This window comes from Geofilum rhodophaeum (assembly GCF_002210225.1).
Classification (GTDB): Bacteria; Bacteroidota; Bacteroidia; order Bacteroidales; family Marinilabiliaceae; genus Geofilum; species Geofilum rhodophaeum.
The window spans coordinates 165,727-191,204 of record NZ_MWUJ01000001.1; the positions used below are offsets into that span (position 1 = coordinate 165,727).

Consider the following 25,478-nt stretch of genomic DNA (forward strand, 5'->3'; position numbering starts at 1 on the left):
CACTTAACAAATCAACACATAAGTGAAACAAAACACACCTAATACAGGTCGGAACAACATCACAGCGGCACCGCCGTTGTTAATACAAGTTAACAAATATATACATTCAAAAAAACTATTCCAACAATTTATTTCAGATCGAAGGGTAAAAACCAGTTATCGGGATTCATTAAGCGGGTCCTAACAGCTTCTGCTTTTGCAGGATCTCCGGCAGCCTCGTACTTGGCAGCAATACGATCGGCCAGAAAAGAAGCATCCCCACGACGAATGGCCACCCGAACCAAATCTCCCCAACGCTGTCCTTCAAAAGCCAATTCGCGCCCACTCTCGGCAATAATCTGATCTTCAAGATAAAGCATGGGATCCACATCAGCAGGTATGCTTATCGGACTAAGACTAACCCGCCCACGTACGCCAATCCCCCGGTGCCATAATCCTCTGTAAATCGAAGGAATATCTCCATCTGAAGTTTGTCGGGCATCAAAATCAAAAGGAGCCGGTAAAAGAGTCATGCTACTATCCACCTTTACCCCGTTCTCTTCCACATACTCATACACAATGTTTCCCCAGGCATCGGTCTCGTAGGAAATATTTCTGTAGGTGTAGTCGTTGTCAGCATGCATCGATGATCCGGGATAGGCAGCTCTAACACCATTGTTTAAAAATGCGGAAGCCAAATAAGTTTGTCCGGCGCGATTAGCCGCTTCGGCATAGCGTAAGTGCACCCCGGCTGCCCGCCATAAAGGAAGACGTCCCGGTCGCTCAGCGGGGTTCAACTCATCAAATTCATTAATAAATTTGGTAATAACGGGCTGGCTGCCCTCCATTCGGTAAGAACCACTGTTGCCAAAGGCATCGGGCATATTACCCCTAAAATCTCCCAAAAAGCCATTGGCCTGTTCCTGCACATTCCAATCCGCTATAATCGCTTCGGAGGGGCGCAATTTGTATTCGCCATTTTGTAGAGAAAACAAATCGTAAAAGGGACTGGGTTCATAATCGGCATGATAATTCAATATCCAGATCCATTCCCCATAGTAATTAGCGTCTCCATAATCTTTAAACATCAAGGGCCAAAAGTTAACCACGCTGTTCAAGTCCTGATCAAAATAGCGTAAATACCCACTGTTGTATTTACTGGAGGAGGGGTCTTCGGAGCGGGAGTTATCTCTGAAAGGCAGCTTGTATTGATCAAACTCAGAATAGCGACTGTAACCACCATGACTTCTTTCGAGGACCGCCTGATACAGAGAAGCGGCCTGGGTATACTGTCCTTGCCACAAATACAAGTCAGCCACAAACAAAAGCTTATCAATAAACATGGTACGGGTATGGAAACCGTCAATTGGCCCATACAGAGATTCATCTGTATATATCCCCAGGGAGATTTCCCTTTCAGCCAGGTCTGTCAACAACTGGGACATCATTTCTCCCACCCCCAAAACGGGGGCATCTCCAGCTGCCAATGCATCCAAATCATCAATGGTCTCCACAGGCTTGGTAATGTAAGGTACTTCCCCAAAATGCAGCACCAACTGATAGTACAACCAACTGCGCAAGACCATCACATCAGCAATCCTGGGCAAATAGGCCGTTTCATCCAACTTTAACTCCTCCAGCATCCGATCAAAATTACTGATCACACTGTTGCAATTATTTATCAACAAATAAAATGGCTTAGGATCAACCCAGGGATTTTCTTCCCCTACAGCTCCATGCTCCGACAACTGACGCAAGTTATGATCTGCATTGGCACTAACATCCATTAAATCTGCACGCAGCTCATTGAGAACAACAAATTGTGGTCCCAAGTCCATTAACTGTCCATAGAGTCCCCTGATGGCAGCATCGGCATCAAACTTATCCCGATAAAACTCATCCTCAGTCAATACGTCGACAGGCTCGGTATTCAACATATCGCTACAGGCAGTAAACCCACCTAAAACGCTGAACAAAACCAAGAATCCGGCCGAAATTGTTTTTATATTCTTCATAGTTGAAAACATTTCAAAATCCTAACAAATACTGCTTACAAACCTATCTTAACACCAAACATAACGGTCTGGGTCTGAGGAATCAACCCCAAATCAACTCCTTGCACCATGGAATACCCACCTGCGCTAAACTCAGGATCAAGGCCTTTGTATTCGGTTAGTGTCAGCAAATTATTCGCCGATGCAAAAACTTCTATACTTTGTATGCCCAACGGCTTTACAGGCAAGACATAGCCCAGGGTAACATTCTTCAAACGCACAAAACTGCCGTCTTCTATCCATCGATCAGAAAACCGATTATTCGCTATTACGTCTCCATAACTGGCTCTTGGCATATCCGTCTCCTGCCCCTCGTACTTCCAACGATTCAAAACTGCAGCAGTCTGATTACCAAACCCCTCCATCGATTCCAATTGACGACGCTGATAATTATAAATATCTCCACCAACAGAAAACGAAATCAAAGCATCCAAAGTAACACCCTTCCAACGCATTCTGGAAGTCAGTCCCCCCACAAAGTCAGGTGTTGGATCCCCAATAACAACCATATCCTGCTCATCAATTACATTATCCGTCTCCGGGTTACTGTTAACAAATACCACGTCGCCGGCATTAAAACGAGCCAGGGAAGTGTTAGGTAGGCGTGTGTACAAGTCTGCAGCATCTGCAGCAGCCTGGGAAGCATACACCCCGTTGGTTTCATAGCCATAGAAAACACCAAGCGCTTCTCCTTCACGATTCAGCATATTAGCGCCAAACATTTCTGTAAGGTTACTCCCGTTCCAAGTCTTCAAGACTTCGGTGGAGTAGGTGGACACATTTAGTCCCAAATCCCATTTAATGGGTTTATTCATTACCTGAATGTCCATCGCAAGGTCTATCCCCTTGGTTTGCAGCTCCCCATAATTTACCAGAACTTCATCAAAACCACTCAATTCAGAAGCAGGAACCCGCTCCAACATATCGGTAGTGGTATTCTGGAAAACATCAAGAGATATGCCCAGGCGCTCATTAAAAAATGCCATATCTAAACCAGCGTTTATCTTGGTATTGGTTTCCCATTTCAAGGAGGGATTGTACAAATTACCCATCACAACTCCCTGGAAACTATAAAAGTTTTGTGTGGCATAATAACGTCGGGCCGAAAAATTGCCAATATCATCGTTCCCGGTCATTCCGTATCCCACTCTTAACTTAAGCAAGTCAAAAAGCCCCACAGTACTCATAAATGGTTCGGAAGTCAAGAGCCAGCCTGCAGAAATCGAAGGAAAAACACCGAATACGCCATCCATCATTTTTAAACCCTCAGCCTCATCGCCAAAACGGCTGCTGCCATCAAGCGATAACGCAGCATGAACAAAATAGCGCTTCAGATAACTGTAATCAGCACTCAGGTAACCGGTAAGTGAATTCCACTCGCCCAAATAACCACCCTTTTGCCGCAATAAAGCCAATCCATTGCCCAGCGTACGAATCATATCGTTGGCCGAAGAAAAGTCTTCACCCCAGTCCTCTTCGTTGTCATTCAAATTCATGCGTAGGCCGGCAAGCACATTCAAACTATGACGATAATCAAAGTTTCGATTGTACTGCAGTTTAAGGTCATTGTTAAGCGCCATATGACGGACCACCCTAGCCTTCATTTGATTGGTGATGGTGCCCCTGGGAGTCTCCTGCGGCTGAACGCCATACGACGGGATAAAAACCGACTCTCTGTCTTTATCAAAGGACAAACCTACCAGATTGCTGACCGAAAAATAGTCGCTGAACTTGAAATTAAAATTAAATGAACCAAAAAAGCGATAGTTCATGTCACGCAAAAGGTGATTATCGAGGATGGCAGAGGGATTACTAACCCCAAGGAAATCATAATCCTCCAACACAGAACTGATATAACCTTCCTCGTTACGAATATTGGGATAAAGGAATGGAGCTTTCTGCCTGGCTTGAGCAACAGCATCTTCTGTTCTGCCAGCACCGGTTCCTCCTAAATTCTTATCGTGATAACTGAATGCTATATTTGAATTCAAATTAAAAAAATCTGAGAATTCAATATCTGAATTAAAACGTAGGTTAAAGCGAGAATAGTCCGAGGTTTTTACCGTACCCTCATTCTTTAAAAAACCAACAGACAAAGCATAAAGAGCAATATCATCTCCTCCTTTAATGGCTAATCGATAGGCCGATGTACTGCTCTGATCTAAAGTCTCCTTTTGCCAATCGGTATCATTATTGAAAACGTAATAATCCGGATGACCAGCTACTGAGGAAGAACGCAGCCGTTGAGACAAGGCCTCATACTCCTCCCCTGCATCGTCCAACATATCCAACAGATAACTTTTGTAATCAGCCCCATCCATCAAAGGGTAGGTTTCTGGCATCAGGTTAACACCACCATACATTTTAAAATCAATGGTGGTGGCCTGCTTGCGAGCCCTTTTTGTAGTGATCAGGATTACCCCGTTGGCCGCCTTTGCCCCATAAATGGCGGCCGCATCCTTCAACACTGTTACTTGCTCAATATCTTCAGGATCAATTCCCGAAAATGCATTAACCGAGTACCCCTCAATCATCGAATTGCCATAAGCTTGAATGTCGTAAATCATGCCATCAACAATCACCAAAGGCGCATTACTGGTATTTATGGAAGAATAACCGTGAAGCAGTAAATCAGCACCAGCACCTGGCACGCCTGATCGGGTCCTTGCCTGGAGTCCGGCTACGCCACTAGCGAACAAAACTTCAGGAGAATCCTTACCAGCCAGATCACCAACCAGTGGGAAGTCAACCACCCCATTTGCGCGAGCCGAATAGACCCGCTTTTGATTGTAAGCCCCCATTTCAACAGACTGCTGAAAGGAAGCTCGTACGCCCTCCTGCAAATACACCTCCACTTCATTACGACCTGCCAAAACCACCTCTTGGGGATGATACCCGGCAGCATGCACCACAATCACATCATTGAGCGACCGAACGGCAATACTAAAGGCCCCGTCTATATCAGAAAACTCTGACGAAAAGGAGACACAAGTAACATCGGCAAAAGCAAGGGGTTGACGTGTAGCTGCATCATAAACAACACCTTTTACCTTTATATCGTTTGTTTCATCTGCCTGCTCCTGGGCATGAGCCACGGCAAGCACCGTAGACAACAATGCAAGTGAAACAAAAATTCGTTTTAAAAATCTCATAGTCATTGCCATTTATACATTAGTTGAATTCGGGAACGAGTTGGATGTAATCGAGGGTAACTGCCATACGGGTATAAGATTCACCGTCCGGTATTAATTGGAAGAAGACCTCTTCAAAAGTCGGGTTATTGAAGGTCCCGACAAAGAACTCATCGGCTTCGGGGTCATCAGAGTATTCTGTCAATTCCACAGGATGAAAAGTAGTACTAACACTACCGGTTATGGGCAATCCAAAATCCGTTGGCACCCCCTCCTCGTCCCGCTCTATGGGCTTGACTGTACCCAGGCGCTGCTGTAGAACAACATCAGTCGGATTACGCATGCTGGTGCGGAAGTTATTCACTGCCCGCCAATAGACGCGGTATTTGGCAGAAGGTAAAGCACCTCCACTGAGCACCAATCCTTCGACCAAAGCTTTACTGCCGTGGTTATCCAGCACAAAATCTTTCCCCCCCGAGGCCTTTGGGTTGATGCGCAAGTATCCTTGAGCCGATCCGGCATCAACATCATAGCCAAAATAGCGCTCTAATTGTTCAGCCTCAATCTTAACCGGAAGTATTTTTGCTTCTAAGGGGATGGGGCAATCCTCCATCACATACACATACCCGTTACTGGCTCGAAAACTGCTTATCACTTTTGCCGGGTCAATTACTATGGAAACACCGGAAGGACTAACCAGTGTCCCTGAAAATTCTTCGGGAGCATAGGCCTGGTCAAAACAATAATCCCGCAGTACCTCCATCTGAATATTGACAGAATCTCGTCCATCAGGATCCAGCCTCTTGTCGGTATGCCTGCGAAAATAGGGACTAAATTTCTCGAATTCTGCCTGCCAGGCAACATCCCCAACAATAATATAAGTAAAAGCCGAGTCCTCTGAGGCCAAATCGGCGATTTGCATATTAAACAAATTTTTGTCTACAAATACCGAATCATAAATAACTTGTCCATCCTCATTATAACCTGTTGCCTCTGAACTCTCCTCATCAAAATACCTCCCCGTTAGCGAATGAACAAAATCAACCTGTTTATTGGACGAAGCCTGTTCTGACAGATATTCCCAAACGGTAGGACGAACCTCCAAAGCCTGTGCCATCGAATAAGCATTACCATTAAGCACTACAGAAGGTGAAGCATCCAACTCCACGCCATCTAAAACAGCGGCATCAACATCCAGCAACAACCGCTTCCTACTCTTCATCTTCAACATAGGTTCCTTTACGCTCTTTAAGGCCAAGCGCCCCTCTACGATGTGGTGCGCCACAAACAGTGCCTTTTCTTCTGCAGTTTGCGGTATGCTGGCCATGGCATTCATAGCCTCATTTGTCGGTGGAAACACGGTATACAGCAAGGAGGAAGACAGGCTGTCGGCCCAAGTAGTGGATTTGAGCAAGGACACAAACTCCGAATACTCTGATTGTTCTTCCAAATAGGCCAACAGACTGATGTTTTGAACATCTTCGTTCAAAGCAGTATGCTCTTCCCACCTGTCGCTGCAGGCTGATACCAAAGCAGCCATCAATAATGGAAACAGTATCGTAAATAATAGATTCTTTTTCATGTGCTTATAATTTTCTCGTTTCATGCATCTCATGATTTCCTGTGCAGCTGACTTTGCTATTACTGCGCATTGCCTGACAGGTACTCCTGATAAGCAGCATTAATTTCTTCCTTGGTCACCAATTCTCCGGTTTCTGTATTTACACGAGGCCAGAGTTGATTCTCCTCAACCGGAATAAAATGGATCATATCAAACCAGGCCCCATTGGTTCCGGTAATGCCTACAAACTTAACCCGATGCGAACCGGTTGTCTCTACATTTATCACGCCTGCCAACTGTCCGGTCATACGACTGGCACCAGAATTATGCATGTAGTTCAATTCTGTTACATTTAAAGTATCCGCATCAGCTTCTCCTGCATTTATAATGGAAGTAATTCCGATGTCGTCAGGATTCCATCCATATAGCTTGAATCCCTCCATCTCAAATTCTTCTTCGGGGGTTGTGTTGTTAAGCGTAATCCGATTATTGATGATATTGGTTAACACCTCATCGTTGAAATAGGCATAGTATATGGCCTTACGGTTATTATCACCATAGACATTACGCGTACACACCCACATCTTATATTCACCAGCGACAAGGATGGGCGTGTCAAACTCAATCCACTGTATCACTTCGGGTCGGAGGTTTACGTCCAGCCTGTCGTCATATACGTGCCAACCTTCAGCACCACTTAATCCTGCACCATAGCTGATCGTATTATTGTCTCCATACCAACGCACCTTCTCCAACTGGCCATTATCCAAGGTAACCCAACCCGGCCGGCGGAAGACGCCCGGCATTTTCATGATTTCGATTTGCTCTGCAACATCCCAATATACAGCAAAGGGAAAACGCTCTTTAATCCGGAAATCGGCTTTCATATCGTGCACCACACCATTCAATACCGTGCGATCAGAAACAGAACGCGCTATTTCAAAACCAGGCTCATGTATGCCGGCAAAAACATCGTCGTTGACCAACACTTTTTCCCCATCCATTCTAATAGTCAACACTTCATTATGTGTACGGGTTAAACCTACCCGGTCCGCAATCAAATCAGTAATATAACGAATGCTGTTGTCCAGTATGTGATAGGCCACATAGCGGTTCAGGTTGTTAAGTGTATCGGTGAAGTTTTCCGTTTCAGGAGCAACATCAGCAAGCAACTCTTCAAAAGTGCTAAAACCTTCTTCTGCATAAACCTCGTCAGGAACAGCAAATATGGTGTGCGGTCCCTCCACGACGTCAAGGGTATCGTACCATCCCGTCTGCTTTAAGGCTTCAACAAAAATGTCATAGCCACCGTCTGCTTCAAGTGCCTTAGCCGCACTTTCCAATTCCGGACGAACCACAGCACCAATACGATGTACTATTCCATTCGCCAGGCGAATATCCGGCTCCACCAGATTGGCGTATTTATTAAATTTGGTAACAACTTCTCCATCTTCAAAATAAGTTCCACTGGTGATGAAATGACCATACATATTTTCGGTCTTTAAACGGCCATCCACAAATTCCGTTGTGCTTATTGTATCCTTAACCACATGATAACGGACCAGTGTTTTCAGATCTTCTTCAGACAGGTCATTGAGACTACTCAATCCCTGGTCCGATAAGTAAGCGCTAATCGCATCGTTATCGGGGGCCAATAGCGTATAACCGCCATATGCCTTTAAAAAGGACATGCTTTCGGCTTTGTACAACAACTCTACCAACATAGAGTAATCGTCGGAATTGTTCTCAAGATATTCACCAATCAACTCCTGAAAATTGGTTCGTTCCTGCAAATCGGGATCGTCACATGACTGAAAAACAGGCCAAATAGCGATTACAACCAGCATTAGCAAACTGGCCCATTGCGTTCTTCTATGATTGTTCGTTTTCATTTTCTTTCTTTTTTTTGATTGCTAGCTCAACCATTCATTCCTTGCATTTTCCTAACGACCATCCTCTTCGTTTACATAAAACGAATTCTGCTCAAGCAAGGGGTAACTGGCTTCAATTTCATCACGATGCAAGGGCAGGTAATGAAACCTGGGATCTTCGAACTTACTAAGGGCCGACTCCACTTTTTGCGGAGGTGTTGTTCGCAATACCATATCACTAATCAGATCCTTGCGCTGATAATTATTGCGCTTGGCATTCCGCAACACATCAAACCAACGCTTACCTTCAAAAGCAAATTCGCGTGCCCGCTCATCCACAATATAGGTGGTTAAGCTGTATTGATCGGTGGCGGTAACTTTGGTATCATCAGGTGCATTGGCCCGTGTTCTAACCTGCTCTATCAAAGCAAGTGCATCCAATCCATCGGTGGGGCCATCTGAATTGGCCAAGGCTTCGGCCTTCATCAACAACACGTCGGCATAGCGATAAACAATCCAATTAGAAAAAGCCTCATTACTGTTTTTTTCGACGAAACGATCGGCACCTACATACTTCCAAAGACTATAGCCGCCGGAAGCTTTATAGGAGGCGCCATCACTACGGATATCGGCATCCTCGGGGAGCGCCATAATATTTACCGGAAATAAATACTCCATAGTCTCCACATTAGCGCGATACCTTGCTTCTGCAGAAGTGCTCATCCAAGTGTAGTATGGATTCAACTTTTCCTGCGAAAACTGCAGTTCAAAAATACTCTCCTGACTGTTTCCATCCACATACACAATTCTGAACCAGTCTTCGTTCCCTGGAACCAAACTGAATTGCCCGGAACCAATAACAGCGTTACAGGCAGACACTACATCTGCATACTTGTCCTGCCACAAAAAAACATCGGCTTGAATGGTTTTAAGCGCATACCAGGTGAGTCTTCCTTTGTTTTCATCCCGATTGCCGTAATCCTTTGCGATCAAACGTTCAGCTGCCTGCAAATCGGCCTCGATTTGCAAGAAGAGATCTTCGCGACTGGCTTTACTGTGACGCTCTACCCGTGAATCCGAAACGGTAGCCTCTAAAACAAGGGGCACCTCATCAAAAGTCCGGACCAGATAAAAGTACAACAAAGCCCGGAGTGTAAGCATCTCACCCCTATACCTATCCATCTCAGCCTCAGTAAAAGCACCATCAACTTCTAATACCGCTGGGCCTTTTTCAAGAACAGTATTGCATAAATTAATGGTAAAATAAGCGCCATTATAACGAGCCATCCCATTATCCGGAGTGATTTCACTTTGATTAATTTGATAATAGTCCGAATAAATGCTTCTGAAAGGAGCTACCATATCGGCACGCAGCTCCCCCCAATTGAAAACGGCTTCTGCCATAGGATGAGACGATCCCCCAAGCAGGGAGGCATAACAACCCATTACGGCAGCATGCACGTCCTGTTCAGATTGCCAATACTCATCAACGGTAATCCCGTTTTCCGGCTCCAGGTAAAGCCAGTCGGAACAGGCTCCCAAGGCCACAAAAACTATTGTCAGTGCGTATAACTTAAAACGGTTCATATACAACTCAATTTAATTTATTAGTAAATCCCCTTCCTTAAAAGGTTACCGCCAGGTTGAGGGTGAATTGTTTTGCAACCGGAGTGCTCGAATCGTCATAGCCAACCGTGTAGATGGTGCCGTCGTTCGACCTAATATTAATCTCAGGATCCTGTCCGGTATAATTGGTTTGCGTAAGCAGATTATTCATGGTTGCAGAAACACGCATATTGGAAATACCCATCCGTTGCGAAAAATCCTTAGGCACATTGTAGGTGAATGTGATGTACTTGAGGCGTAAAAACGAACCATCTTCAACAAAGCGATCCGAACCCAGCCAGTTGTACCCTCCACCCAAAATAGCGCGTGGAATATCGGTTTCATCTCCCGGTGTACGCCAACGCTTTAATGTTGATGCCAACTGGTTATCAAAATCGTACATTTTTTCTCCATTCATTCGGGTACGGTTAATGATCTGGTTGCCGTAGCGGAAATAAAAGAAGTAATTCAGGGAGAAATTCTTATACTTAATTAGGGAACCGAAACCTCCGGTGAAGTCGGGATTGGCATCGCCCAAATAAACAATATCCTGGGCATTGATGTTGCCATCGTTGTTGACGTCTTCATATATTGCATCCCCCAACTGGAAAGGATAGCGGACATTATCGTAATCGTACATCATACTCACCTGACCGCCATTAGGATCTGTAATAACCTCACCATTAACATCCCGGGCAATCAATTGGTCTTCCTGAGTGTAAACGCCTTTATACTTATACCCATAGAAAGACCCGATCGGGTTATCAATTTGAATAATGTTTTTATATAAACCATTACCCAAGGTCAAATTTCTCTCCAACGGATAGCCGTCTGCCACCTCTCGAAGGATATTGTAATTCTTAGCAATATTAAAATCAAGAGTCATGGAGAAATCTTTTTGCTTAACAGGCAGCGTCCGAATGGAGAAATCCCATCCTACATTATCCATCACACCAATGTTCATGATTTTAATTTCTGAAATACCGGTAGAAGATGGGATACCCACATCGTAACCAAACATATCTTCCGTCCTGTTCTGATAGTAGTCGGCTTCGATCATCAAACGACCGTCCCAGGCATCGAAAGAAATACCATAGTTGGTGCTGATGTAGGATTCCCACTTAAGATCCTCGAGACGCATATCGGTAGAATATACCGCATTGTACCCCAAATAAGACCAATCAAACGTGGAGTAATTATTGAAGAACATACCTTCTTTTCTTGGCTTATTACCATTCTCCCCGTAACTAAAACGCAATCGAAGGTCGGTGAGCCAATCGGCATACTGCAGAAAATTTTCTCCGGAAATACGCCAGGCACCTGAAAGTCCCTTAAAGAAACCGAAGCGGTTGTTCGCATCGAACTTAGAGTTTCCTTCATAACGCAGACTTCCTGAAACAATGTACTTATCCATAAACTTGTAATGGACTACCCCGGTTAATCCCAAATCGCGTCCACGCCATGGCCCTGAACCAAAACCCAAACCACTCTCCCGGTATTTATTATCGCTCGATGGATCCTGCAATAAAGACGATGCGGAGTTGGCAGTGGTCAAATCATAAAAGTTGCCTATATACTCATTCGTCATAAAGTTTACTGCAGCCGTGAGATCGTGCACATCAAAGAAGTTCTTTGAGTAATTAACCTGGTTGTTGGTATAGATGTAGTAAGAGTCGTCGTCCTTATCGTAACTCCTGTTCACCCAACTGTCGGTCCAGGCCTTCCCGGTAGCCGTTTGAGGTAAAAAGCGCTTAACTTTATTGGTATTTACATCAAACGACAAATTTAGGGTATAGCGCAAGCCGGGTGCAATATCGTAAAACAAGGAGAACTTATTGGTAATACGGTCGTTAAGTGTGCGAGAGAAACCTTCATTAGCCAGGGCTACCGGATTGTAAGTATTGGGCGCAGTCCCCTGGGAGTTGCTCTCGGGTGAAAAATAATTGGGTGTAAGATTGCCTTCGTTGTCGTATTCATAAATGGACATAATGGGCATTTTCTTATAACCAACACTTCTGACCGAACGGTCATTTTTTATGGTTTCGTCATTATAATTCCCATAAGTATCGCTGTGCGTAAAGGCAAAATCGGCACGCATCCGCAACTTATCGGAGATATTGTAATCAAGATTCAGTCGTGTGGAGAGTCGGTCGAGGCTGGTCCCTACTGTGGTTCCTTCCTGCCCCTGATAGTTCACCGAGAAACGATAAAATGCCTTTGTGCCTCCACCGGTAATCGAAAAATCATGATTTTGAATAAAACCGTTACGGGTCAACTTATCCATCCAATCGGTATTGGCCCCATAATTATAATAATAGTAGGGGTCGTCCGGGCTCTGAAGAAACTCCCGATAAGTTTCAAAGGGCATAGGAACACTGTTGCTGTTGAAATAAGCCTCTTGCATCAGCGTGTTATACTGATCACCATTGAGCAAAGGAATGGTAGATGGATTTTGGGTGAAAGTTCCTCGAAAAGTATACTGAACTACCGGCTTGCGCCCTTTTGTCCCCCGTTTTGTGGTTATCAGCAGAACGCCGTTGGCTGCGCGTGTTCCCCACATGGCTGTTGCCGCTGCATCCTTCAATACAGAAATTTCAGAAATATCGTCTACCGGGATATTTAACATTTGGGAATAACCTTCCTCATTAGCCGTGGCAAAATTAAAATCAGAGGAAACATTCACTTCATAAGGGATGTTGTCCACAACAATTAAGGGACTCGCGTCCACCGACAAGGTGTTTACGCCACGAATACGAATGCTCATTCCTGCACCAGGGTCACCGCTGTTGGCTGTAATATCAACCCCTGAAAGGCGCCCCTGTATGGCCTCATCAATAGAAGAAGCCTGAACACCTTCAAACTCCTCTGTTGAAATTTTAGAAACAGGAATGGCCAAATCGCGGTCGGCCACATTCAAAGCCCCGGTATTTGTACGCCGATAGCCCACAATCTCTGCTCCTTCCAGTTCGGTAATGGCATCTGCCAACTGCACATTAATCACGGTTCTACCTTCTATGTCAACAGTCTGAGTTTGATACCCAACACTGGTAAACTGCAGTTTGTGTGTATTGTCTCGTACCTCAATAATGTAGTCCCCGTCGAGATTGGTTACCACACCATTAATCAAACGATTGTTCTTATCCAGTTCGGCTACTGTCACACCAATCACCCCCTGGGGTTCAAATGCACTGGTTACTTTTCCACGAACAATACCCCTTTGCTGGGCCGAAAGTGGGAAAAGCAAGAAAAGTGACAGTACAAACAATGTTGCTTTGACTATTTTAAACATAAAGTTGGTCTGTTAAATTAATCTTTCTATTACCTTAATCTACTCCTCCACCAATTCTGCCCTATAATCGAGGTAGTTGTCGATTAAATGGATAATGGCTCCATTGGCCAATACGCAGGTATGCGGAGAAGTTCCGGTAAAGGTGGCCACAGCCTCCCTTCCTTTTCTGTCGTATATTTTCAATTGATCCGTCGTATTGCTGTCAACAGACACATAAGTGTCTCCATCATTATCCTTGAAGTTGGTATAAGCAATATTGTTGTAGCCATTATTGGGATAAATGTACTGACGTCGGAGAGTATGAAACTGCACAAAGCGTTTAACCATTTCCTGCTCAGCTGTCGTAAAGTCAGCAGCAGTAATCTGCGGCAGCAAGCCTGCAGCCACGGCTGCATCGATGGCAGTATTGTTTGGAATTAGATAGGTTTGCGGATCCGCTATGGAGATATCGGCAAAACGCTTGGTGTCGGGATCATAAACCAGGCGACTTTTCTCGTTAGGATCTTCTGCTCCCGCAGCAGTGGAATTTGCGGACTTCTCTATATACCGAAAAAAACCACGGTAACTCGCATTGGATTCCAGAAAGGCTCCGATACCCTGGGTCGAAAACAACAAAGGTTTATTGAGTTCATATGTTATTCCATTTACCAAAGTATCCTTTCCCGACTCCACATTCAAAGTCGCTCCGGTGAGCAATGTTTGTCCCGAGGCCCAAATCCTTCCCCTAAAATAACGAATCAACTCTCCGTTATTGGTTTCAACCAAACCATAGCCGGTAGACAAATCCTCAAAAGGATCGTCGGCATTGGGCAAAAAGATCATGTGCAAATTCAACAAGCGGTCAAGAACACTGGTTATAGCCAGATCCTGCCATTCGGGAATTTCGTGTGTCCAGGTATTGTCGGTGGCACTATAAGTCAGCCCAAGCTCATTAAATTGCTCATTGCTGATAAGATAAACCTGCTGTCGTGAAATAGGATTACGAAGCTGATATTGGTTTTCTGTAGCAACCAGCGCCCTGTAAAACATCGTATAACGCGGATCCAGCAAAACGTCACGCATAACGGTAGAGAAAGCATTCGTCTCCTGAACTTTACTCACCGTGTAATAAAAACCATTGCTGGCCATTTGAGCGCCAACCACATCCACATCTTTATCAAAACGAGCAGGTTCTCCAAAATAATTTTGAGTGGTAGCAAAACGACTGGGCCAAACCGCATTTCTAAACAAGTGGGCGTTGACCAATTCTTCTATAACAAACAAAGGCATTTCCTCGAGCGACTGATAGCCCTTAGCTAAAAAAGTCTCGGAAAAATAAGACTGCAGCGCCTCATTAGTAGGGGCAAATAACGTCCAGGTGTCAATCTGACTGCCTTGTGCACCATCTACAGACAAATGATTCTCATTATTCAAAGGGAAGTGCAAATAAGGATAGCTCTTGATATAAATATCCTTATAAACCCCGGTATTTCGCTCTTCACGTAGAAGAAAATCTCTTGGTGCCGGAGTTAAATAAACCATATATTTTTTAAGAATATCGTAAAAACCAGAGCTCTCTTCAGCGTCTTCAAGCAATTCCTCAACATTGGCCAAAGGAAGCAGCACCTTATCTACAACATGCACCATTCCGTTTTCAGCACGCAGATCACTTGCTACAACTCGCGCATCAGCAACATTGAACCCCGAAAACTCTGCATCGGGATAAAAAAAGTTGTAGTCTTCTACCGACAGGCCCTTTGTTTGCAAAAAGGCATCTGTGAAAAACGGGATATTCTTGGCATTTTTGTTTTCAAGACCAAAGTAAACGACCCCTTGACCAGGAATTTCTGAGGCTTGATTTACATCAACAACCTCCACAGAAGATCCATCCTGGGCAGTGAAAGTATAAACCCCTTTAGATTTATAAGTTCTCCGCTTAAAGGCAATATTCAGGTTGGTTTCACGATCTTCATAAGCAACATTTCGCTGAAAATCGTCTATGGTTTGTTCGGTGGAAGCAACCGAGGTCAAAGAATAAGAAACAATATCCTCGGCCAGTTCCTCCGATATCTCTTCCACAGACCCTATACCATGCTCCTCCATAAAAGCCTCAAAGGCAGCGTTGTTTGGCACAAACACTGTGTAAAAACCACTGGCTTTAAGCACTTTGGCATAACCGGTTTTATCAACGCAGGCCAGATAGTGCGAAAAATCGCCTTCAGCCTCCAGCATCTGATAAATGGGTTCGCCCACCCAAGAGGGTTTTTCGTAATAATTATCGTCCTCGCAGCCGGCGGAGAAAACCAACAATGAGCCAAAAACGACAACCATCAGCGCTTTGAATAAAACATTCTTCATAACCTATACATTAATTAACCATTCTTTATTAAGCAAGACAAACAAACCTTTAATGAGCTAACAAACAGCAATCTGTGTAAAAACAACTGGTGTTTACAAGTGCTTATCAAACAATAAAACGCTTTATATACATTTACTAATGTCAAAATTATAACACTCCTTAACAGATTCCAATACACAATCTGACACTTTTTTTACATTTTTTGACACAAAACCCTTAAAAAAACAAGCTGTAAATACATGTGAGCACTACAACTCACTTTTTAACAAACTCCCGTATCGGCCAAAAAAACCGATGGTTATCGGTTTTATTTCACTGTCTTACAGCCGCTCAAAGAACTCTATCTCTACAATGCTCAAATTGCCCCCCCGATCTTCCTGCTGATCGGCCTGAGTGGCTTCGTCCATCTGGCCGGTTATTTCAACAATGCCGTATTCGTCTTCATAACTGGTAGCACCAATCAATTGCACCATTACTTCCTTGCCCTTTATGGGTGCAAAAGAAAGGTTGGCATAACCCAGGTTGCGTGGTGTGTTGCCTTTGAACACTTCCTGCCCATCCACATACACGGCTATGGGGTAGCTCCGGGTGCGGTGACCGCTGAACTTGATGTTGATCTCGCTCAGCTCGGCTTCTCTTTCCAGCTGATAGCGAATCCAACCATGATCCAGCTGATTGCTGTTGTCCCATACACTTTCTTCATTATCGTCGAAACTCATGGCCACCTTGTCCTGATTAATGCCGGCTGTAGCTGAAACAGGCATCACGGAACGACGCGTCTCGGTGTAGGAAGGACTCAGTGGGGTGGGACCTTTACCCAGAAAAGAGGGCAAGCCGTCGGCAGGCAATACTGTAGCCAATCCGTTTTCTACAACAAAGGGCTTACTTTCCAACTCAAGGGACGCACTTTTGAGCCCCCTGCTGCGTGCGCTGAGTTTGATCTCACCAGCCTCACGGGTCGAACGAAGCATAATTCGGTTTACGCCTCCTTCCACAGGAAGTTTCGTTGAGAGGATGTAATTGTCGGGCCCCTGGGCAATACCCCCGCGCCATTCTGCAGGCCCCTCCAGGTCAAAACTAATGGCATTAAGGGCGGTGGGACAGCGATTTCCGGCTTCGTCTACCACTTCTACCTGCACCATAGCCACATCGGCGCCATCGGCCCGGAAACCAAGGGGGGATTGCATCGGAGTTAACTTAATGGCGTGCGGTTTTCCGGCTGAACGACGCAGTGCTTCACCCACCACATCCCCTTCTTTATTATAACCCAGGGCTTTTATTTCGCCCTCTTCAAAACGCACTTGCTCAAAAGTAAAAAGGAAACGATTACTCTGCACGCCCTTGCCTAAAGAGCGACCATTGACAAAAAGCTCTACTGCATCGGCTGCGGAAACCACATACATGTCCTTAACGGTACCCCGCTTATAGTTCCAGTGCCCCAAAATATGGGTCAGGGTATCTTCATGGTCCACCCATCCGGCCCACATCACCTGATGCGCCCAAAAACCATCTTTGGGTATGCGCATTGGATCCACTTCGCCACTGCGCCGATAATTCTCAGCACCGCGGTGATGGGTATTTGTATCGCTGAAAATGATGTTGGCCCCGCCACTGCTCACCCTTGTTCCGGTACCGGGACGCTCGGTCCAGTACTCGTGCCAGCGAATGATGTTCTCAATGGCATGTGAGTCCTGATTGCGATTATACACACTGGCATCGTCGCCTTTATAGAGGGGACCGTCGCCATCTTTATGATAGGGGGCTGTGTACGCATCCCAATACTTACGAAGTCCTTCATCTCGCGAATACTCATTGGCAAACACAGGCTTTCGGGCACTTTTATTGATGTAAAGCATCTCTCCGCCCCACTCTGCCGTTTCACTGGCCAACATTTCACGACTGCCCATGGCACGTCCCCCATGCGGGTCGTATTTATCCCGAACAGCCAGCAACTCCAGCATATGCGCTTCACGAATGCCCTTATTACCGCCTTCGTAAAACAAAATACTCGGATTGTTGCGGTTGTAAATAATGGCGTCGCGCATCAGCTCTACCCGCTGGTCCCAACGGCGACCGGTAACATCGTGCTCCGCATCACCAGCAGGCATGGCCTGAATAAGGCCAACCCGGTCGGCGCTCTCCACATCCTGCTTCCAGGGGGTGATGTGCATCCAGCGCACAAAATTCCCATTACTCTCAATCATCAACTGGTTGGAATAATCGCTCATCCAGGCCGGCACCGACATGCCCAATGCGGGCCATTCGTTACTGGTGCGCTGGGCATAACCCTTCAACATAATGACCCGGTCGTTCAAATAAATCATTCCGTTTTCATAAGCCGTTTTGCGAAAACCGGTACGCACGGGTACTTCATCAACGATACGACCGTCCACCTCCAGGCGGGCCCTTACCTTATAAAGGTAGCCGTACCCCCAACTCCAAAACTCCATATTCTCCATTGGCGCCGCGGCAGAGAGGACAACCATCCCTTCGGGAGAAATCATGCGCGCCGTACCTTTAAAGGTTTTAACTTCGCGGCCATCCATATCCTCAACCACCACATCCAGATTAACCACCTGAGCACGCGAGGTTTCATTGCGCACTTCCGATTCCACATTTACAGTCGCTGTTTTACCTGCAATATCAAAATCACTGCCGTAAACATAGGTACCGATGGTTCCCAAATTTGAATAAAGCGGCAGGGTCTGGTAAATTTTATTGGTCAGGTGCAGCTTAACGTTTTTGGTTAGTCCGCCATAATTCGCATTAAAATTCCGATCGGCCCACTGATAACGCTGATTAAAAAAGCGCTCCCTGTAATTCCAGTCGTTGTCGGTCCGAACAGCCACCACGTTCGTCTGCGGATAGGCTTTGAGCAAGGAAGTGACATTGAGGCCGAAAGCCATCACCCCATTTTCATGCAAACCAGCCAATACGCCGTTTACATAAACCTCTCCGGCCTGACGAAGCCCCTCAAACTCCAGAAAAACATTCTGCCCTTCGCTGCCCTTGGGCAGAACAAAAGTCTTACGGTACCAGGCAATACCGGTGGACAAATCTTTAATATCCAACTTAAAGGCCTCATCTTCGTTCCAGGCATGCGGCAGGCTCACCAATTTCCAGTCCGAATCATCAAACTCAGCATCCGAAGCCCCTTTGGGGTCCCCTACGAACAATTTCCAGTCGGCATTAAAATTAAAGCTTGCACGCGGTGCATTTTCTGCCTGCATCGTCCACTGCACCATAAGGACAAAAACAACGAGGGCCCATCTCACAAATCTCAAACTCATATTATCCGGTTTTATCTGTTAATTTCTTGTACACAAAACTAAACAGCAGCCGGCAGCAGGAACCATCAATTTGCATCAAAAACCTATCATTTTGTTCCAGGCTTCAGTAACCACCCAAAATGATAGTACGCCAGAACAAGATGATAGGTGAAAAGCAAGCACCGGGGATAACTTTGTTTAAATTACCGGAGTCAGGGCATAAAGGAACGCGGCGTTTTTCCGTAATATTTCTGAAAGGCACGGGAAAAGTTACCCGGTTCGGAATAGCCCAGCCGATCGGCGACCTCATTAACATTATACCGGCCCGATTGCAACAATTCCAGCGCATACTTCATACGAATTTCAGCAATCAATTCGGAAACTGAGCGCGCACTTTGCGCTTTCACTTTTCGGTAAAGCTGGGTGCGACTCAAATGGAGTTTTTCAGCCAACAGCTGCACATCAAAAACGCCCTCTTCGATGTGCTGACGAACACTTTGAATAAAGGTGTCGACCAGGGATTCCTCCTCAACTTCCTCGCTTTTATTCTTACTGTCGGGCAGGGCAGCTTGTGCCCTTTCTTTCAGTTGCTGCCACGACTGCAACAAGCGGCGGACGTGGGCCAACAAGAGCGGTGTTTGGAAGGGTTTGCTTAAATACACATCGGCTCCGGATTCCACCCCTTCCACCTGCTCCTCCGAAGCACTCAGCGAAGTAAGCATCAATACCGGAATAAAGCAGGTGCGCATGTCGTTGCGCAAGTGACGGCACATTTCGAGGCCCGACCACTCAGGCATCACCACATCACTCACAATGAGATCGGGCAAATATTGCAGCGCCTTTTCAAAGCCCTCACGGCCGTCAGCAGCCGTAAGTACTTTATAATCGGTCTGCAGCACCGCGGCCAGATAGCTGCGGATATCCGGATTGTCCTCCACCACAAGCACCGTAGCTGCACCCGGATCTTGCGCCTCCGGCTCGGGTGACTCAACAGCGGGAGAAGGGACTTCTTCCTGCGCTACGGTAGGACTTGGGGCCCATTCGAAGGGCAGGATTACCGTAAAGCAACTGCCTTTCCCGGGACTGCTCTCTACCCGAATTTGCCCCTTATGCAGATGCACCAATTCTCTGATGTAGGCGAGTCCCACCCCGCTGCTCTCCGCTTCAGAGGCGGATTCGGAGCGGTAAAACAACTCAAAAATCTGCGCTTGTACCTCTGCGGTCATTCCCGCGCCATTATCCCTTACCCGGGCCTGAAGCAGGAAATCGCGCCCTGCCTGCCCGGGAATCGGACTTCCCGCCTGCAATTCCAGAACTACCTGTCCCCCTTCGGATGTGTACTTAAAGGCATTGCTCAACAAATTATAAAAAATCTTCTCCAACTTATCGGCATCCCCCAACACCTTAACTTCTCCCAGTCGATTATCAAAATGATAGGCAATATTGTGGTCCCTGGCCTTAAGCTCAAAAGAAGCAAAAATAGCATACAGAAACTGAGAAAGATCCAGCGCCTGTTGCGCCAACACCTCGTGGCCGGCTTCAATGCGCTTTACAGCCAGCAGCTGATTCAGCAGGCGCAACAAACGATGCGCATTGCGCTGCACCAGACGCAGATAATTCTCACGGTCATCGGCGGGCACTTCAGTGTTGAGCAGACGCTCCACAGGATCGAGTATCAGCGTCAGTGGTGTTCGCAACTCATGCGATATGCTGGTAAAAAAACGGGTACGCAAGCCCTGCATTTCGCGCAGCTTTTCCACCTCAAAGCGCTCCATTTCAATTTGATGCTTGAGTCGCCATTTCATTAAAAAGAGATAATATACAGCCAGTACCGAGAGCAGTAAAAGCAGCACATAAACCGCATAAGCCCAGCCACTCCGCCACCAGGGAGGCAGAATGCGCACCTTCAAAACAGCCTCCCGCTCACTCCAAAGTCCATCGCTGTTGGCCGCCCTTACTCTAAAAACGTAGTCGCCAGGCGCAAGAGCGCTGTAGGCAGCACGTTGAAAACGACCATCGCTCTTCACCCAATCGGTATCGTAGCCTTCCAGCTTCCAGGCATAACGATTCTCCAGGGGATTGACATAGTGCATGGCCGAAAATTCCAGGGCAAAATCACGCTTGCTGTAATCCAGCGCAATTTCGGACCTCATCAACAAAGGAAGGGCAGACTGCACCTGCTCGTTATTCACGTACAAAGCAGTCAGTTGCACCTGGGGAGCCACTTCATTCCCACGCAGCTCGCGGGGGACAAAGCTCACATATCCATCGAGTCCCCCAAAATACAGGCGCCCGGTAATACTGTCCCTAAATCCGGAACCATCCACAAATTCATAACCCCGAACACCGCCCCGCACCATAAAATTTTCAATGCTGCCGCTGAGCGGATCTACCTTTGAAATGCCTCTTTTGTGACTCACCCACAACTGACCCGCTTCATCCGGCAAGATCATGGCAATGTAGGCATCTGCCAAACCATGCTCCCGGTTAAAAACACGCAGTTCGCCGGTCTCCTTATCGATGCGACAAAGTCCATTGCCTGTGCCGACCCAAACATGGCCCTCGCGGTCGCTGCAGAGGGCGTACACCCGATTGTCGGGTAAGCGCCTGCCCGCTTCCGCCGAACGCGAATAATGCAGGGTGTCGGTCCACGCCCCGCCCACACTGTCGCGCACAATGCCATAGAGGCCCAACAACTCGGTGCCCACCCATATTTTGCCGTCTTGTCCAAAAGCCAGACTCATCACATTGGAAGGGGCGTGGGCTTCCGGAAGCTCATGTATTTCAAAAACCTCCTTACTGCGTTCGTAGCGCAGCAGCTGACTCGATCCGCCCACCCAAAGGTCGCCTTTGGGGTCTTCACCAATCACATAAAAAGGGGCATGGGGCACCCTGTCGGGATGATAGCGCTCCAACTGCCTGCTCTGCTGTTTGTAGCGATAAAGTCCCATGCGGTAGCCCATCCAAACATCACCGCTTCTATCCCGATACAAAGCGCGGACGTTTTCTGAGGTGAAAAGCGGATGGGTTTCGGCTTGCAAGACCTGCGGTTCGCTGAGCCCAAGTGCAGCACGTGCCCAACCGTGAGCACTCGAGCCCAGCCAGAGCTCATCACCTACGCGCAAAACAGCCCTTACGGGGGCCGTATGCAACTGCTGGTTTACCTCCAGCACAAAAGGCATGTAGTGAAAACGTTCTCCCCCGGTATCGGCGTAACTCAGTCCCCCCATGGCCGTGCCCACCCACAAAACACCCGTAGCGTCCAAATAAATGCTGTACACCACATCGTGACTGAGCGTGGGCTCCGAAAAAAGACCAGAACTGTAGATCAGCGTGTCGCTGCTGGATTTGTGAATCTGCAAGAGCCGGTTGTCTGAAATGGTCCAGATGTAGTCGGCGTTCTCTGCCCGATGATAAAAGTGGGCATTGTGCCGATCGGTGGAGTCGCGCAGGCCCGGCCGCAATGCAGAGGGATTAAAGCGCGAAAAATCGTCTTCGGCATAGTTGTAGCGACAAACAATGGTATCAAAAGTAGCTACCCATAGGTCTCCTCGGCCATCTTTATGCAACAAATGCACCCGATTATTGACCAGGGAGCGGGGGTTGTCCGGTTCAAAACGGTAATGGGTAAAGCGGTAACCATCGTAGCGTGTCAAGCCATTCCAGGTTCCGAACCACATATAGCCGTACTTATCACGGACAATGGAATGAACCGTGTTTTGGGGGAGTCCGTCCTCCACAGTCAAATGCGCAAACTGAAGGTGTTTTTGATCGGCTGCAGCCACATCTGAAGTCACCAGCATCCCCAATACCCACAACAAAACGCCCAGACCAATCGCTCGTCTTCTACACATCGTTCTTGGATAAGTTCACGGCTATTCCGGCTTTCCCAAACGGATACGCAAAGGGGCGTCACGGTCGCAGACCAGGCGACCGTCCTCATAAAACAATTCCACCACCTGCAAAGAACTGCGGCGCTGCTCAAACAGGTCGTTGGGATCAGCACCTTCCCTGCGCCCGGGATGGGTGAAATAGTACAAGAACGCGCGATCGTTATGAATCAATACGTCGGCGTGCCCCCCCATCACCTTATCGTCCTCGCCCTGCCCGGGGGCTTCCAGTAAATTGCCGGGAATATGCGTCCAGTTAAGCAAATCGTCGCTGGTGTAAAGGGCCAGTCCGCTCCACACATCTGTAATCATCCAGTATTTGCCGTGCCACTGAAAGACTTTAGGGCCCTCGCCGCCGCGTGCCCGGTCGATTTGCACGCGCCCCTTATCTTCCCAGTGGTACAAATCCTCACTGTCGGCATAGAACATCGCCTTTCCGGCTCTTTCATTGTTGTACCACATGCGCCAGCTGCCATCGGGCAGTCGAAACACACAGGCATCAATCACCCGGTCAGAAGCCAGTTCGAGGGTCGATTCATATTTCCAGTTGACCAGGTTCTCGCTGGTCAGGTGCAAAATATCCCGCGGATGCCGCCATTCCTGAAAAATACCGGGGACGTAGGTCAGGTACATGTGGTAAAGGCCCTCGTGTTCGATCACCTCGGGCGCCCAATGGGTGTAATCTTTCAAGCGAAAATCGATGTCGGCCGTATCTCTGTAACTCCAGTTGACCCCATCGTCGGACGCGGCAATCCCAATGCGGGTGCCGTGTACCCACTCAAAGCCATTCAGGGTGGTGTCGGCTGCCCGTCGGTTGGTATAGAACATGAACCACTCCTCCTGCTCCCGGTTGTATATAACCACCGGATCGGCTGCGCCATCGTACACAGGATCCCGATACAGGGGCTTGGGCACAGGCAAATCTTCGGCGGGCGGATTACCACAGGCACCGAGACTAAATAAACTTACCAAAAGGATCAGGGGGCTTAACAAGCTGCTTCTTTTTATCATAACCGGGAGTTTAAATATAGAACTAAGGCTGCTTCAGAAAACAATGCAGACCAAGCATCAAAAACCGACACTTTTTTAAACGTCAACACACAAATTAACACAAAATTCAGGCAAACAAAAAAATGTCCCGACCAGGAGGTCGGGACTGTAGTGTAGAACAAGGGGCTACGACAAGAACTTTTTGCGCAGATCTTCTATCTCGTCGGCTCCAATGGGAATCAAATCGCCAATGGAATGGCCCAGCACCAGCGACTTGGCAGAGAATTCCGCCACTTCAAGACGGTCGAAGGTTTGCAACAATTTGTCGCCGGTTACCACTACGGAGTCGTTTTCCACAATAACCACCGGGGTGTCTTTATCGATGGTGTCCAATATCTCGTTGCGGTCTTTAAAATGCGACCCAAAGGGCATGTTGGGTACGTCTTGCAAAAAGATCCAGCTTTCGGGAATGGTGCGGACATCAAATTTTTCGCCGGTCACCCCGTAGGCCATCAGATAGGGCGATTGGGTGAGAATAATGGAGTTGATTTCGGGATTCTTGCGGTACAACTCCTGGTGCAGCCAGGTGGCGCGACTGGGCAATTTGCCTTTCTCGCGCTTGCCGTCTTTAATGAGGACAATGTCTTCGGGAAAAATGTCCCAGCGCGACTTGTTGGTGGGGGTGATTAAAAAATCATTGCCTTTGAGTCGACGGGAGACTGTTCCGTAGGAGCTGATCATCATCCCTTGCTGACAGGCGCGACGGACAATCTTGGTGATTTCGGTTCGGATTTCCCGTTCCTTGCTGGAGTGCATTTCACACTCAAACTCAGGCTGCAAACGAGGAATTTGATCCTCAAAAGCATCGATTTGCTCATCGCTCAAGCGCCGGCATTGTCCTATGGTCTTGGCATTGATAATGGTGCGGGCACACAATTCCAGTGTTTCAAAACGCTGAAACGCATCACTCAGGTCCGACCCGCCCAACACCGTGCCGTGATTCTCCATAATCACGGCCTTAAAGCCCTTGGCAAACTCCTTCCCGATTACCTCACCCAGTTCTTCGCTGCCCGGCAGGGCATAAGGTGCGTAGCCAATGGGACCGCAAACGTACTTGGCCTGGGGAATCACATTGGTATCGGGGATGGTGCGGGCGATGCTGAAAGAAACCAGTGCCGGAGGATGGGCGTGAATCACAGCCTTCAAATCGGGACGCATTTCAAAAATGGCCCGGTGAAAGGGGTACTCCGAAGAAGGCTTGTGCGGACCAACAATGGTGCCGTCGCGCTTCACCCGCATGATGTCGCGGGGCTTCAGATTGCCCTTGTCCACCCCGGAAGGGGTGATCCAAATATCTCCGTTCTCATCAATCACAGAGATGTTACCGCCCGAAGTGGTGGTCATCCCTCGTTTGTAGATCCTATCGATGACCATCACAATCTGGTCACGCGGATGCATCATTTCAACATTTAAAAACTTCATCTCTGGTAATATTAAATCA

At 47.2% G+C, this 25,478-nt stretch carries 11 protein-coding genes; all 11 read right to left on the minus strand.

Annotation, left to right across the window (positions count from 1 at the left end):
* Positions 1-128: 128 nt before the first annotated feature.
* The gene (locus tag B4W65_RS00545; protein WP_158522741.1) at positions 129-1,994 is read right to left on the minus strand and encodes a RagB/SusD family nutrient uptake outer membrane protein; all 1,866 of its coding nucleotides are present in this window, start codon (positions 1,992-1,994) and stop codon (positions 129-131) included.
* A gap of 35 nt (positions 1,995-2,029) precedes the next feature.
* Positions 2,030-5,185, minus strand: coding sequence for a SusC/RagA family TonB-linked outer membrane protein (locus B4W65_RS00550; RefSeq protein WP_158522742.1), 3,156 nt, complete (start codon positions 5,183-5,185; stop codon positions 2,030-2,032).
* 19 nt (positions 5,186-5,204) lie between these two features.
* Positions 5,205-6,746 carry a fasciclin domain-containing protein gene (locus B4W65_RS00555; RefSeq protein WP_158522743.1) on the minus strand — a complete coding sequence of 514 codons (1,542 nt, stop codon included), beginning with the start codon at positions 6,744-6,746 and terminating at the stop codon, positions 5,205-5,207.
* Between the two features lie 59 nt (positions 6,747-6,805).
* Complete coding sequence (locus B4W65_RS00560) at positions 6,806-8,617, minus strand: fasciclin domain-containing protein (protein ID WP_088653160.1); 1,812 nt, start codon at positions 8,615-8,617, stop codon at positions 6,806-6,808.
* Positions 8,618-8,668: 51 nt separating this feature from the next.
* Positions 8,669-10,183, minus strand: a complete 1,515-nt coding sequence (locus B4W65_RS00565; RefSeq protein WP_088653161.1) for a RagB/SusD family nutrient uptake outer membrane protein — start codon at positions 10,181-10,183, stop codon at positions 8,669-8,671.
* Positions 10,184-10,220: 37 nt separating this feature from the next.
* A complete protein-coding gene (locus B4W65_RS00570) occupies positions 10,221-13,490 on the minus strand; it encodes a SusC/RagA family TonB-linked outer membrane protein (protein ID WP_088653162.1) in 3,270 nt (1,089 codons plus the stop codon).
* Positions 13,491-13,529: 39 nt separating this feature from the next.
* Entirely contained in the window at positions 13,530-15,827 is a 2,298-nt protein-coding gene (locus B4W65_RS00575; protein ID WP_088653163.1) for a fasciclin domain-containing protein, read from the minus strand.
* A gap of 321 nt (positions 15,828-16,148) precedes the next feature.
* Positions 16,149-19,118 carry a glycoside hydrolase family 2 protein gene (locus B4W65_RS00580; protein ID WP_088653164.1) on the minus strand — a complete coding sequence of 990 codons (2,970 nt, stop codon included), beginning with the start codon at positions 19,116-19,118 and terminating at the stop codon, positions 16,149-16,151.
* Between the two features lie 191 nt (positions 19,119-19,309).
* Positions 19,310-22,951: a hybrid sensor histidine kinase/response regulator transcription factor gene (locus tag B4W65_RS00585; RefSeq protein WP_088653165.1), complete on the minus strand. Its 3,642-nt coding sequence runs from the start codon at positions 22,949-22,951 to the stop codon at positions 19,310-19,312.
* A 21-nt stretch (positions 22,952-22,972) separates the two neighbouring features.
* On the minus strand, positions 22,973-23,998 hold the full coding sequence (locus B4W65_RS00590; RefSeq protein ID WP_205741186.1) for a family 43 glycosylhydrolase: 1,026 nt from the start codon (positions 23,996-23,998) through the stop codon (positions 22,973-22,975).
* Between the two features lie 165 nt (positions 23,999-24,163).
* Complete coding sequence (locus B4W65_RS00595) at positions 24,164-25,459, minus strand: class II aldolase/adducin family protein (protein ID WP_088653166.1); 1,296 nt, start codon at positions 25,457-25,459, stop codon at positions 24,164-24,166.
* Positions 25,460-25,478 lie beyond the last annotated feature (19 nt).